The organism is Pseudomonas kielensis (assembly GCF_030505375.1).
Classification (GTDB): Bacteria; Pseudomonadota; Gammaproteobacteria; order Pseudomonadales; family Pseudomonadaceae; genus Aquipseudomonas; species Aquipseudomonas kielensis.
In genome coordinates, this window is record NZ_CP130043.1 from 3,250,308 (window position 1) to 3,262,673 (window position 12,366).

At 64.6% G+C, this 12,366-nt stretch carries 12 protein-coding genes; 6 read left to right on the forward strand and 6 right to left on the reverse strand.

Features of this window, described 5'->3' with window-relative positions:
- The first annotated feature begins 100 nt into the window (after nt 1–100).
- Genes Q1W70_RS15215 through Q1W70_RS15225 form a run of 3 tightly spaced genes read left to right on the forward strand, consistent with a single transcriptional unit; the run spans nt 101 to nt 3,530 of the window.
- On the forward strand, nt 101–1,849 hold the full coding sequence (locus Q1W70_RS15215) for an amidohydrolase (RefSeq protein WP_095168905.1): 1,749 nt from the start codon (nt 101–103) through the stop codon (nt 1,847–1,849).
- Complete coding sequence (locus Q1W70_RS15220) at nt 1,846–2,775, forward strand: CobW family GTP-binding protein (RefSeq protein ID WP_182342215.1); 930 nt, start codon at nt 1,846–1,848, stop codon at nt 2,773–2,775. The genes Q1W70_RS15215 and Q1W70_RS15220 overlap by 4 nt, the downstream gene beginning before the upstream one ends.
- On the forward strand, nt 2,772–3,530 hold the full coding sequence (locus Q1W70_RS15225; protein WP_166589685.1) for a class II aldolase/adducin family protein: 759 nt from the start codon (nt 2,772–2,774) through the stop codon (nt 3,528–3,530). Before Q1W70_RS15220 ends, Q1W70_RS15225 begins: the two co-directional genes overlap by 4 nt.
- 134 nt (nt 3,531–3,664) lie before the next feature.
- On the opposite strand, the gene Q1W70_RS15230 is transcribed toward Q1W70_RS15225, so the two are convergent.
- Together Q1W70_RS15230 and Q1W70_RS15235 are read right to left on the reverse strand one after the other, a co-directional pair.
- Nucleotides 3,665–5,185 carry a sensor histidine kinase gene (locus tag Q1W70_RS15230; RefSeq protein ID WP_166589684.1) on the reverse strand — a complete coding sequence of 507 codons (1,521 nt, stop codon included), beginning with the start codon at nt 5,183–5,185 and terminating at the stop codon, nt 3,665–3,667.
- Complete coding sequence (locus Q1W70_RS15235; protein WP_166589683.1) at nt 5,182–5,898, reverse strand: response regulator transcription factor; 717 nt, start codon at nt 5,896–5,898, stop codon at nt 5,182–5,184. Before Q1W70_RS15235 ends, Q1W70_RS15230 begins: the two co-directional genes overlap by 4 nt.
- A 153-nt stretch (nt 5,899–6,051) precedes the next feature.
- Between Q1W70_RS15235 and msrB the strand changes: the two genes are divergently transcribed.
- Both msrB and msrA read left to right on the forward strand, forming a co-directional pair.
- Nucleotides 6,052–6,561 (forward strand): peptide-methionine (R)-S-oxide reductase MsrB, encoded by a 510-nt coding sequence (gene msrB, locus Q1W70_RS15240; RefSeq protein ID WP_166589682.1) that lies wholly within the window; start codon nt 6,052–6,054, stop codon nt 6,559–6,561.
- Nucleotides 6,562–6,630: 69 nt separating this feature from the next.
- Nucleotides 6,631–7,338 carry a peptide-methionine (S)-S-oxide reductase MsrA gene (msrA, locus tag Q1W70_RS15245; protein WP_302097506.1) on the forward strand — a complete coding sequence of 236 codons (708 nt, stop codon included), beginning with the start codon at nt 6,631–6,633 and terminating at the stop codon, nt 7,336–7,338.
- A gap of 6 nt (nt 7,339–7,344) precedes the next feature.
- Here msrA and Q1W70_RS15250 read toward each other — a convergent pair whose 3' ends face one another.
- From Q1W70_RS15250 to Q1W70_RS15265, 4 genes are all read right to left on the reverse strand, one after another.
- Nucleotides 7,345–8,358, reverse strand: coding sequence for a sensor domain-containing diguanylate cyclase (locus tag Q1W70_RS15250; RefSeq protein WP_166589680.1), 1,014 nt, complete (start codon nt 8,356–8,358; stop codon nt 7,345–7,347).
- 142 nt (nt 8,359–8,500) lie between these two features.
- Nucleotides 8,501–9,238 (reverse strand): hypothetical protein, encoded by a 738-nt coding sequence (locus tag Q1W70_RS15255; protein WP_302097507.1) that lies wholly within the window; start codon nt 9,236–9,238, stop codon nt 8,501–8,503.
- Complete coding sequence (locus Q1W70_RS15260; RefSeq protein ID WP_166589678.1) at nt 9,231–9,848, reverse strand: hypothetical protein; 618 nt, start codon at nt 9,846–9,848, stop codon at nt 9,231–9,233. Before Q1W70_RS15260 ends, Q1W70_RS15255 begins: the two co-directional genes overlap by 8 nt.
- 274 nt (nt 9,849–10,122) lie before the next feature.
- Complete coding sequence (locus Q1W70_RS15265; RefSeq protein WP_185818382.1) at nt 10,123–11,076, reverse strand: LysR family transcriptional regulator; 954 nt, start codon at nt 11,074–11,076, stop codon at nt 10,123–10,125.
- A gap of 102 nt (nt 11,077–11,178) precedes the next feature.
- On the opposite strand from Q1W70_RS15265, the gene Q1W70_RS15270 reads away from it, so the two are divergent.
- Nucleotides 11,179–12,354, forward strand: a complete 1,176-nt coding sequence (locus Q1W70_RS15270; protein WP_182342207.1) for an aspartate aminotransferase family protein — start codon at nt 11,179–11,181, stop codon at nt 12,352–12,354.
- Nucleotides 12,355–12,366 lie beyond the last annotated feature (12 nt).

Here is a 12,366-nt window from a genome sequence, read left to right on the forward strand (position 1 = left end):
TATTGGTTGATTCAACAATACTAGTGCCATTCGTCAGGGTCACCGAAGCCAAATGTGCGCGGAAGACCCTTCACCCGCACTGAACTCGAAGGTGGCTTGCATGGCTGAGTCCGACAACTTTTCCTCTACCCATTCTGCGCAAGGGACCTATGCCGACCTGATCCTTGGCAACGGTCGCATCTATACCCAGAACCCGGCGCAGCCCTGGGCGGAGGCCGTGGCCATTCGCGGCGGCAAGTTGGTGGGGGTTGCCAGCCTGGCCGAGTTGCAAGGATTCAAGGGCCCGAACACCCTGGTGCATGACCTGCAGGGGGCCTTCTGCATGCCGGGCCTGCACGACATGCACACCCACCCTGACCTGGCCCTGGCCCCGCGCTACAGCGACGACCTGGATGTCGGCATCGAAGACCCGACCCCGGAACAGCTGCGCGCGAGCATCCTGGCCTATGCCGATGCCCACCCCGGCGACGGTTGGATCTATGGGCAATACTGGGTGCGCTACACCTTCCGCGAAGCCGGCCTGACCCCGGGCCGGGCGTGGCTCGACAGCGTCATGCCGGATCGCCCGGTGGCCCTGCTCGATCGTATGTGGGGCACCATGATGGTCAACTCCAAGGCCCTGGAACTGGCAGGCATCGACCGCCACACCGCCGACCCGCGCAACGGCTACCTGGAGCGCGACGAACTGAGTGGCGAACCCAACGGCCTGATGATCGACGGTGCCTACGCGATGATCCACGCCGCCATGCCGCCGACCCCGGTCAGCGTGCTGCGCCGCGCCTACCGTGACGGGGTGCATTTCCAGAGTTCGCGTGGTGTCACGGCGAGCAAATACGTGCACGTCTGCGAGCAACGCCTGCAGGCGCTGAAAGAGCTGGACGACAGCGGCGAACTGACCGTGCGCATTGAAGCCGCCATCAGTTGGCAGGACGACATCTTCCCGGTGCGTCGCCGCTGGGAACTGCTCAGCGGTGAACGTCACTACTACCGCAGCGCACGCCTGAGTGCCAACGCGGTGAAGTTCCACTTCGACGGCACCGTGGAGCCGAAGTCCTCGTACCTGCTGACCCCCTGGCCAGAAGAGTCGAGCTGGCGCGGCAAGCTCAACCTGACCCCCGAGCACATCACCGACATGGTGGTGGACATGGACAGCCGCGGCATCCGCGTCATCGCCCACTGCACCGGCGACGGCGCTTCCGATGTGTTCCTCGACGCCGTCGCCGAGGCCCGTCGGCGCAACGGCTTCAGCGGTGTGCGCCACCAGTGCGCCCACAGCACCTTGCTGCACCCGGGCAACCTGCCGCGCTTCAAGGAACTCAATGTGATCGCCGAATTCTCCCCGGCGGCCTGGTACCCGACGCCGTTCGCCAGCGGCGCACGTTCGGGCTACGGCCAGGAGCGGCTCAAGCGCATCTACGATTTCAAAGGCGTGCTCGAAGCGGGCGGCACCGCAGTGATGGGCACTGACTGGCCGGTGGCGTCCATCGACCCGTGGCTGGCACTGGAAACCATGGTCACCCGGCAGAACCCGTGGAACGACGATCCCTCCTGCTTTGGCGACCCCATCAGCCTCGAGCAGGCACTGAACGTGATCACCCTCAACGGCGCCGTGGCCATGGGCCTGGAGCAGTCGACCGGCAGCCTGGAGGTTGGCAAGTCGGCGGACCTGATCGTCATCGACCGCGACCTGTTCGCCCAGCCGGCGCGCAATTACATTCACCAGACCCAGGTGCTGTTGACCTTCGTCGACGGGCAACTGGTCTATGACCGCAACGGCGCACTGGCCGACGCCGGCCTCAAGGCCGTGTGGACCGGTGAGCCACCGGTGCTGGAGGGCAAGGCCCAATGAACCCTCAACGTATCGCGGTGACCGTGGTCTCGGGGTTTCTCGGGGCCGGCAAGACCACCTTGCTCAACCGCATGGTGCGCCGCGCCGAAGGCAGTCGGCTGGCGGTGATCGTCAATGATTTTGGCGAGCTGAACATCGATGCGGCGATCGTTTCCGAGGTCACCGACGCGGTGTACAGCCTGCAAAACGGCTGCATCTGCTGCACGGTGCAAGAAGACCTGCTGGCGCAACTGAGCAGCCTGGCGCAATTGCAGCCACGCCTGGAGCGCATCGTCATCGAGTGCAGCGGGGTGTCCGATCCACAGCGCATCGTGCAGACCCTGGCCTACCCGCAACTGCGCAGCCAGATGCAACTGGACATGGTGATCACCGTGGTCGATGCCACCGGGCACTTGCAGCTCGATGGCGAGTACGCACGCCTGGCCCGGGCGCAAGTGGCGGCGGCCGACCTGCTGCTGTTGAACAAGACCGACCTGGTGGACGCCGCCCAGTTGCAAGCCCTGCGCGACGCGCTGGGCCTGCGCACCCGGATCCACGAGAGCGTCCAGGCGCAACTGCCCGACGCCCTGTGGCTGGATTCGGACCTGGACCTGCAGCCGCGCTCGCTCAAGCCCTTGGTCCGGGCAACCGTCGGCGACCACGGCGAAATGTTCAGCAGCTTCCTCTGGCAGAGCCCGGCGCCGTTGAATGTCGAGCGCCTGCGCGGCTGGTTGCAGGCTTTGCCCCGGGATGTGTTTCGGGTCAAGGGCCTGGTGCTGCTGGATCAGGGCAGCAAGGCACACTGGCTGCAACACGTCGGCACCCGCAGCCAGTTTCTGGCCGCCACCGACGAGGCCCACGCCACGGGGTCACGCCTGGTGTTCATCGGCCGTCGCGACTTCGCCGACTGGGACGCGCTGGTCGAGGGCCTGGAGCAATGCCAATGATCCATCCGAGCGAACAAGCCCTGCGTGAGGAATTGGCGGCCTGCTACCGCTTGATCGCGCACTTTCGCATGACTGACCTGATCTTCACCCACATCTCGGTGCGCCTGCCGGGGCCTGAGCACCATTTTCTGATCAACCCCTATGGCTTGATGTTCGACGAAATCAGCGCTTCGAACCTGGTCAAGATCGGGCTCGACGGACGTGCGGTGGAGGACAGCCCGTATCCCGTCAATCCGGCCGGCTTCGTCATCCACAGCGCCCTGCACGCGGCCCGCGAGGACGCCCAGTGCGTGCTGCACACCCACACCCGTGCCGGTTGCGCGGTGGCGGCGCTGGCCTGTGGCTTGTTGCCGGTTAATCAGATGTCCATGGAGTTCTATGGTCGTGTCGCCTATCACGACTACGAGGGCATCGCCCTGGACCTGGCCGAGCAGGCGCGGCTGGTGGCGGACATGGGCGACAAGCACGTGCTGATGCTGCGCAACCACGGCCTGTTGACCGTCGGCAGCAGTGTGGCCCAGGCCTTTTTGCGCATGTACTACCTGGAAAAGGCCTGCGACATCCAGTTGGCCGCCCAAGCCTGCGGTGATCTGGTGCTGCCACCGGCAGCGGTCTGCGAACACACTGAACGCCAGTTCAACCAACCGCAGCGCCCGCTGGCCGAAGGCGAGCTGAGTGACCCGGATGCCCTGGATCTGGCCTGGAAAGCCTTGCTGCGGCTGCTTGACCGAGTGGCGCCAGGTTATCGCGATTGACAGTGGGTATCTGTGGGCACCACAAAACCATTGTGGGAGCGAGCCTGCTCGCGATGAAGCCGGCACATTCAATATCCATGGCGCCTGACACACCGCCATCGCGAGCGAGCTCCCACAGGATTTACGTCGGTCCGTCAGGCCTGTCCCGGTGTGTTGAGGTTCATCGAGCGCACTGCCAGGGCCGTGGCCGTGGCTTCGTCCACCGCCAGTGAAAAGCACAGGGTCGCGCCTTGGCCTGGGACATCCAGCAGGCGCACCTGGCGGCCGTGCAGTTCAAGGATCCGCTGCACAATCCGCAAGCCCAGGCCACCGTCGCGGCGCGCCCCGCCAATGTTGAACGGGCGCAGGAACAGTCCTTCGCGCAGTTCGGCGGCAATCCCCGGGCCGCTGTCGCTGACGGTGATTTCGACGAATTTGCCCTGGGGCACCAGGCGGATTTCGATCACCCCTCCGGCCGGGGTGTAGCGCAGGGCGTTGTCGAACAGGTTGGTCAGCACTCGCTCGATCAACCCGAGGTCGGCGCACACCCCTGACACGCTCGGCGCAAAACTGGCCTTGAGTTGCACATGCCGGGACTCGGCGTTCAGCTCGAATTTCTGGAAGATGTCCTGCACCAGGTCGGTCAGGGAAAAACGCTCCAGCACCGGCTGGACAAAACCGTGCTCCAGGCGCACCAGTTCCAGCAACGATTGCGCCAGGCCACCGACCTTGCGGCTCTGGTCCAGGGCGATGCCCAGGTAACGCCGGCGTTCGTCCGGGGTCAGGCTGGCGTCCTTGAGCGACAGGGTTTCCAGGTAACCATGCAACGACGCCAGGGGAGTGCGCAGGTCGTGGGAAATGTTCGCCACCAGTTCACGGCGCTCCTGATCCTGGCGGGTCAGGGAGCGCCATTGTTCGCCCAGGCGGTTCTGCATTTGCCGGAATGCGGCAGCGAGTACGGCGATTTCGTCCTGGCTGGTGGAGGGCTCCACAGGCGCGGGGGCGGGCGCCGTGGCGGGGATGCCGTCGATGTCGAAGCCCTTGACGCTGTCGGTCAGGCGCCGTAGCGGCCGGGTGATCAAGGTGAACGCGGTCAGGCCGGCAATCAGGCACAAAAGCGCCACCAGGCCAATCGACCAGAGGGCCGTGTTCAGCGCCGCACTGGTGGCGCCGCGCGCGGCCAAGCGGTCACGTTCTTCGCTGAGCAGCACCACATACAGATATCCGGCCTGCTGGCCGTTGACCTTGAGCGGTGCGGCGCTGAACACCTTGCGCCCGTCGAGACTGCGCGGATCGTCGCCGAGAATCGGCAGGCGCTCGTCGTTGAGCAAACGCTGCAAGGGCGCCAGGTCGACCTGCTCGCGGCGCAGATGGCCCTCGGGCGCCGCATCGCCGATCACTCGGCCCTGGTTGTCGAGCAGGTACACCTCGACACTCGGGTTGACCAGCATCAGTTGGCTGAACAGGTTACGCAGGGCTTCGGGTTTCAGGCCGTTGGCATCCATCAACTGGGTGTCACGGGCGATGTGCTGCGCCAGGTCGCGGGACAAGCCTTGCACCACTTCCAGCTCATGCATCTGGTTGGCGCGCACCTGCATCCATACCGAGGTGCCACTGCAGATCAGCAGGAGCAGGGCGAACACCAGCGACAGGCGTTGGCTGAGGGTCAGCTTCATGTCGACTCCTGCGCGCTGGCGAATTTATAGCCGCGCCCCCAGACCGTGAGAATGCGCACCGGCTGCGCCGGATCGGCCTCGATCTTGGCGCGCAGGCGGTTGATGTGGGTGTTGACCGTGTGTTCGTAGCCTTCGTGGCTGTAGCCCCAGACCGCGTTGAGCAGGTCCATGCGCGAGAACACCTTGCCCGGTTGGCGGGCGAAGAAGTACAGCAGGTCGAACTCGCGCGGCGTCAGGTCCAGGCGCTTGCCGTGCAGCGCCACTTCGCGGGTGATCGGGTCGATGAACAGACCGTCGCTGCTGAGGCTGCCGGCGTCCATCTTCAGGTTGCGCGCCATGGCATCGACTCGGCGTAGCAGGGCCTTGACCCGAGCGACCAGCTCGAGCATGGAAAACGGCTTGGCCAGGTAATCGTCGGCACCCAGTTCCAGGCCGAGGATGCGGTGCATTTCGCTGGAACGCGCGCTGGTAATGATGATCGGCGTGTAGCGCGCCATGGCGCGGGCGCGGCGGCAGATTTCCAGGCCGTCGACACCGGGCAGCATCAGGTCCAGGACCAGCGCGTCCCAGTTGCCCTGTTCGAGCAGGTGCAGGCCCTGGTTGCCGTCGGCGCTGTGCACCACCTCGAAGTGTTCGTCGCGCAGGTGCAGGCAGATCAGGTCGGCGATGTGACTGTCGTCCTCGACCACCAGGACACGTTTTGGCTGGTCCATAAAGCTCCGATCCGGTTGCGTAGTGCGGCCATTGTGCGGCTTTTCCCGGCGCTCAGTTATCACGAATTGTTTAACTGTACGTGAGGATTTGGCGATCACCTCAAGCCTAGGCTGTGTTCCAGGTTATCCACAGCACAGTGAAGGAGAGGGACCATGTATTCACGGCGACAGTTTCTGCTGGCCGGCGGCGGGCTGGGTGTTGCAGCGCTGGTGGCCGGGGTCCTGACCCGGCGGGTGGCGCCCCCGACGTTGATCGGTGCGGCGCAGGCGGCTGAGACCTTCGAGGTCAGCCACAGCGATGAGCAATGGCGCGCCCTGCTGACCCCCGAGCAGTACCACATCCTGCGGGAGGAGGGCACCGAGCGCGCCTACAGCAGTGCGCTGAACGACGAGCATCGCGACGGCACCTTTGCCTGCGCCGGCTGCCAGTTGGCGCTGTTCACTTCCAGCCGCAAGTTCGACAGCCATACCGGCTGGCCAAGTTTCTGGGCGCCGCTGCCCAACGCCGTGGCCACCCGCCAGGACCGCAGCTTAGGCGTGCTGCGTGAAGAGGTGCATTGCCGGCGCTGCGGCGGGCACCTGGGCCATGTGTTCGACGACGGCCCACCACCGACCGGACTGCGCTACTGCATGAATGGCCTGGCCATGACCTTTGCGGCCTGACCCCAGGTTTTTACCTTGCTCAGTGACGGCACTGTCAGTCACCCATTTCCCCCATCAGGAGTACTTACCATGAATCGCCGATTGACCTGGCGTCACACCTTGTTCGGCCTGGCGCTCGCCGGCGTGGTCGGGCAGTGCCTGGGTTTTTCCCTGGGCGCGAGCGAAGAGGCGGTCGTCCTGGCAGCGCCAGTGGTCGACGAAGTACCGAATACGGCGAGTGAAACCGCGGTGTTCGCCGGTGGTTGTTTCTGGGGCGTGCAGGGGGTGTTCCAGCATGTCAAAGGGGTGACCAGTGCGGTGTCGGGCTACGCCGGGGGCACGGCCGAAACCGCGCAGTACGAACGTGTCGGCGAAGGCGATACCGGCCACGCCGAGGCGGTGCGAGTGACCTTCGACCCGGCCCAGGTCAGCTACGGCAGCTTGTTGCAGATCTATTTTTCGGTGGCCCATAACCCTACGGAACTCAATCGTCAGGGGCCCGACCGGGGCACCCAGTATCGTTCGGCACTGTTCGTGGAAAATGCCCGGCAACAGAAGGTCGCCCAGGCCTACATCGCCCAGTTGGACGCGGCCCATGCCTTCAACGCACCGATAGTGACCAACGTCGAGCGTGACAGTGGTTTTTACCCGGCGGAGGACTACCACCAGGACTTCCTGACCGAGCACCCCAACCACCCCTACATCGTCATCAACGACCTGCCGAAAGTGGCGCAGCTCAAACAGCTGTACCCGCAGCGGTATTCGGCGCAACCGGTGTTGGTGAAGGCCGGGATGTAAGTCCGATCATTCGCTGATCATGTTCTTGCCGACGCTTTTCGAGCGATACAGCGCCTGATCGGCGCGGGCCAGCAGGCCGGTCTGCTGTTCGTCGTCGAAGCGCTGGACCACGCCAAAGCTCATGGTCACCTGGTAGTCGCCCACCGGCGCCAGGCTTTCCAGTTCAAAGCGAATGGTTTCGGCCAGGACCCGGGCGGTGGTGACGGGGGTGTTGGGCAGCAGCATGATGAACTCGTCGCCGCCCCAACGGGCCAGCAAGTCGCCTTCGCGCACGCAGCGCTTGAGGGTTTCCACCACGTGCACCAGCGCCGCATCACCCAGGGCATGGCCGTAGTGGTCATTGATGACTTTGAAGTCGTCGATGTCCATGGCGATCAGCGACAGTGGCTGGCGAAACCGCTCGGCGCGTTCGCACTCAAGCGGCAGGGCGGTTTCCAGGCGGTAGCGGTTGGCGATGCCGGTGAGGCTGTCGCTCTCGGCCAGCTTGCGGTTCTCCTGCAACTGCACCTGCAACTGTTGATTGACTCGCGATAACTCGCGGGTGCGTTCGTCGATGATGGCTTCCAGGGACTTGTTGCGTTGCTCCAACTGCTCCACCAGGCGCTGCTTGTCTTCAATGCTGCGGTGGGCGCCGATCATCCGCGCGACCGAGCCATCGGCATTGCGGGCGACCACGTAGCCCTGGTCTTCGATCCGGGTGTAGGCGCCGTCCTGCATGCGGCAACGGTATTGCGCCAGGTAACGCGGCGAGCGTTGCTGCAGATGGTCGTCGAACAGTTGCATCACCTGGGGGAAATCCTCCGGGTGGATCAGGCTTTCCCAGGTCAGTACGCTGTTTTCCAGGCCGTGGGGCGCGTAGCCAAGCATCTCGTACCAGCCGCGGTTGCGGTAGACGAAGCCGGTGTTGGCGTTCCAGTCCCAGATGCCGTCGCTGGTCAGGTCCAGGATCGCCCTCAGTATGTCTTCGTTCAGGTCCACCGGGTGGACCTGCAATGGCTCGAATTCCGACGCATCCCCCATGATCGCTCTCCTTGCTGTGCTGATGCCGAAGTGGTCCTTGCGTCGCTGAGACTAGCCCAAGGCACAGGGTCGCTCCAGTGCCGGGAGTCGCCTCGCAGGTGTAGCTTCCTGAGGCTACAACGGGAAAAGTAGCCTCAGGAGGCTACAGTCCCAGGATCCGCGTCACCGCCAGCCCGACGGCGATGCTCAGGGTGAAGCTCAACAAGGTGCCCAGCAGCACGTATTCGCTCAGCGAGCGGACCTTGGCGCCCTGGATTTCATTGAAGCGCAGGATGCTTTTGGCGGTGATCAGGAAACCCACGGCCTCCCATTGCTGCAACAGGACGAAGGTCAGGATCAGCACCCGCTCCAGATTGCCAATCAGCGCCCCGGCGTTGGCCAGTGAGCCGAGTTTGTCGATTTCCTTGATCCACGGGGCAAGGGCGGCCCCGATCAGGCTGGACGTGGGCCGCAACACCAGCAGGTAGGCCAGGGCGATCAACAGGTTTGGCGCACTCACCAGTTCCGTCAACCAGGCACGCCAGGGCACGGCGGCGCCCTCGATCGCGGCCCAGACCCCGAGGATCGCCAGCAGGCTAACCCCCTGTTCCAGGAGGAAGCGGCGCACCGGATGGGGCGCGGGACGCGGGAGCAACCCATGCAGGGCGGCTCGCGCCACGGCCAGCGACAGTGCGATCAGGGCGGCCCAGGGCAGCGGATTGGCGGTCAGCGCCAGCGCGGCACAGTAGCCCAGCCCCGCGACCCCGACATAGCTGGTCAGCGCCCGTGCTCGGTGGAGCCCGCTGCTGGCTTGGCTGAACCAGCGTTTCCAGGGCAGGGAGAAGTCGGCCAGCACATGGATCAGCAGCAGTATCAGCAACAGAGTGTTGGGCTCAGCCATGTTGCAACTCCTCGATCCACTGGTGGGTGCGTTCCAGGTAACGATCCAGCAAACGTGCCTGGGCCCGTTGCAGCGCTTTGTTCACCGTGACCCGGGATTTGCCCAGGTGGTGGGCGGTGCTCGACTGATCGCCCTGGCTGGTCAGGTGCACGCCATAGGTCTGGGCTTCCACTTGGGTCCATTGCTCGATGATGGCGCCGACAAACTCGGTCACCAGCTCTGTGCGCTCGAGAAACCGGCTGTCGCTGCAAAAAACCCCCAGGGTCGACTTTTTCATGCTGTCCAGGCCTTGCCCGGACAGCACGAAGACTTCGCCGTAGCCTTTATCGACTGGCGCCGCCCCGATGCCGACGGCGACCCGGGCGTCCCAGCGCTCGCCTTTGGGGCTGGCGGCAATCAGCCCGGCCCGCAAGGCCAGCGCACAGTCGAAGGCCAGCGCCGGTTGTCCGAGCACCAGTTGAAAGCCGTCGCCACGGAAGGTTTCAGCGCTGGCGCCGTAGCGCTCGCTCAAGGTCGCCAGCACCCTGGAAAGCCCCTCGATGTACGCCAGGGTGTCGTGGGAGTGCTGGGAGTGAATCAGATCACCGGTCAGGACTGCCTTGATCGTCATGCAGGTTCCTAGAGGAAAGACGTAGTGCTTAAAAGTAGCCTCTAAAGGCTACATTTGCAAAAGTAGCCTTTAGAGGCTAATCCATAATGTGATTCGACTGCGCGGTTGTCGTAGGCGCAAGGCTTACCCGCGTGGCGGCCTCTGGGGTGTTGGATATGTACCCGGCCTAATCCAACACCCCGGAGGCCCACAGATGCAACGTCGCACCACAGTCGTGTAGATACCTATGCCGCGATGACGCCCTTGAGATCATGATCGCAAGCAAGCTTTGCTCCTACGTTGATTTGGGTGATTTGGGTGATTTGGGTACGCCGGCCCCGGGCCCTTGTTTGCCCCACATCTGCAGTGCGAACTCGACAAAGCAGCGCAGCTTCGGCAGGCGGTAGCGGTCCGGGGCGTAGACCAGGTTCATCGGCCGGTGGGGCAGTTGATAGTCCTGCAGCAGCGCCACCAGCTTGCCGTCGTGCAGGTCCTGTTGCACCAGCGCATCGGGCAGCATGACTATGCCCATGCCAGCGCGCGCGGCCTGGTGCAAGCCGGGTGCGCTGTTGATCATCATCGGCCCGCTGACCGGCACCAGCACTTCGCCTTCGGGCCCGCTCAGTGGCCATTGTTTGCCCACCGCGCTCCAGTCATCGCCGACGGGGTAGGCGTAGGTCAGGCAGGCGTGTTGGCTCAGTTCGGCCGGCGTGCGGGGCACTCCCCGGCGTTCCAGGTAGGAGGGGGCAGCGCAGATGGTCAGGGTGAAGTCCATCAGCGGCCGGGCGATCAGCCCCGACGGCTCGGGGGTGCCCAGGCGAATGGCGGCGTGGACACTGTTGTCGATCAGGTCCACCACCTGCTGGCTCAGCACCACATCGACGCGGATTTGCGGGTACTGCTGGGTGAACAGGTGCATGGCCGGCGCCAGGCATTCGGAACCGAAGCTCGGTGGGGCGGCGATACGCAGCATCCCCTGGGGTTCGTCGTGCACGGTTTCGGCGAGTCGTTCGCTGTCCTGCACCAGCCCCAGTACCTCCAGGCAGCGCTCGTAGTAGGCTGCGCCAAACTCAGTGAGGCGCTGGCGGCGGGTGGTGCGGTTGATCAGGCTGACGCCCAGGCGTTGCTCGAGGGCGCGCAAGTGGTTGCCGACCATGGTGGTCGACAGGCTGCACTGGCGGGCGGCGGCGGTCATGCTGCCGGTCTCGACCACTTTGACGTACACCGTCATGGCCAGGAATAGGTCCATTATCAAGTCCAGCTTCAAGATGATTGAAGTTTCAGGCTGTTTATCCAGCTCAGGTGGCTAACGATACTGCAAAAACACCGAACCCTGCTGGAGCACGCTGCGATGACCGCCACCCACCTGATGAGCACCTACCAACCCCTGGCCCTGAGTTTTGCCAAGGGCCTGGGCACCCGCCTGTGGGACCAGGCCGGGCGCGAGTACCTGGACGCGGTGGCGGGCGTGGCGGTGACCAATGTCGGCCACTCGCACCCACGGTTGGTCAGCGCCATCAGCGAACAGGCCGGGCTGTTGCTGCACACCTCCAACCTGTACAGCATCGACTGGCAGCAGCAACTGGCGCAAAAGCTCACCCAACTGTCAGGCCTGGAGCGGGCGTTCTTCAGCAATTCCGGGGCCGAAGCCAATGAAACCGCGCTGAAGCTGGCGCGCCTGTACGGCTGGCAAAAAGGTATCGAGCAACCCTTGGTGCTGGTCATGGAAAACGCCTTTCACGGGCGCACCCTCGGCACCCTGTCGGCCAGCGACGGCCCGGCGGTGCGCCTGGGCTTCGGCGCCTTGCCAGGGGACTTCCTGAAAGTGCCGTTCGGCGACCTCGCCGCGCTGGATCAGGCGCACCAGGATCACGGGCAGCGCATCGTGGCCATTCTGATGGAGCCGATCCAGGGCGAGAGCGGCGTGCAATTGGCGCCGCCGGGCTATCTGAGCGCGGTGCGCGAGCGGTGCAACCGGCGCAACTGGCTGCTGATGCTCGATGAGATCCAGACCGGCATCGGCCGTACCGGGCAATGGTTTGCCTTCCAGCACGAGGGTGTCGTGCCGGACGTCATGACCCTGGCCAAGGGCCTGGGCAACGGCGTGCCGATCGGCGCGTGCCTGGCCCGGGGCAATGCCGCCCGGCTATTCACCCCCGGCAGTCACGGCAGCACTTTCGGCGGCAACCCGCTGGCCTGCCGGGTGGCTTGCACGGTGCTGGAGATCATCGAGGAGCAAGGGTTGCTGGACAACGCCAGGCGTCAGGGCGAACGCCTGCTGGCACGGCTGCATGCCGAGCTCGATGGCCTGGCGAACGTGGTGGCGATTCGTGGCCGGGGCTTGATGATCGGGATCGAACTGAGTCACTCGATCCGCGACCTGAGCCTGATCGCCGCCCGCGATCATGGCCTGCTGATCAATGTCACCCGGGGCAAGACCATTCGCCTGCTGCCGCCCCTGACCCTGGATGAGCGGGAAGTGGAGATGATTGTGCGTGGGGTGTATGGGGTCTTGAAGGCGTCGTGAACAGGCCACGGC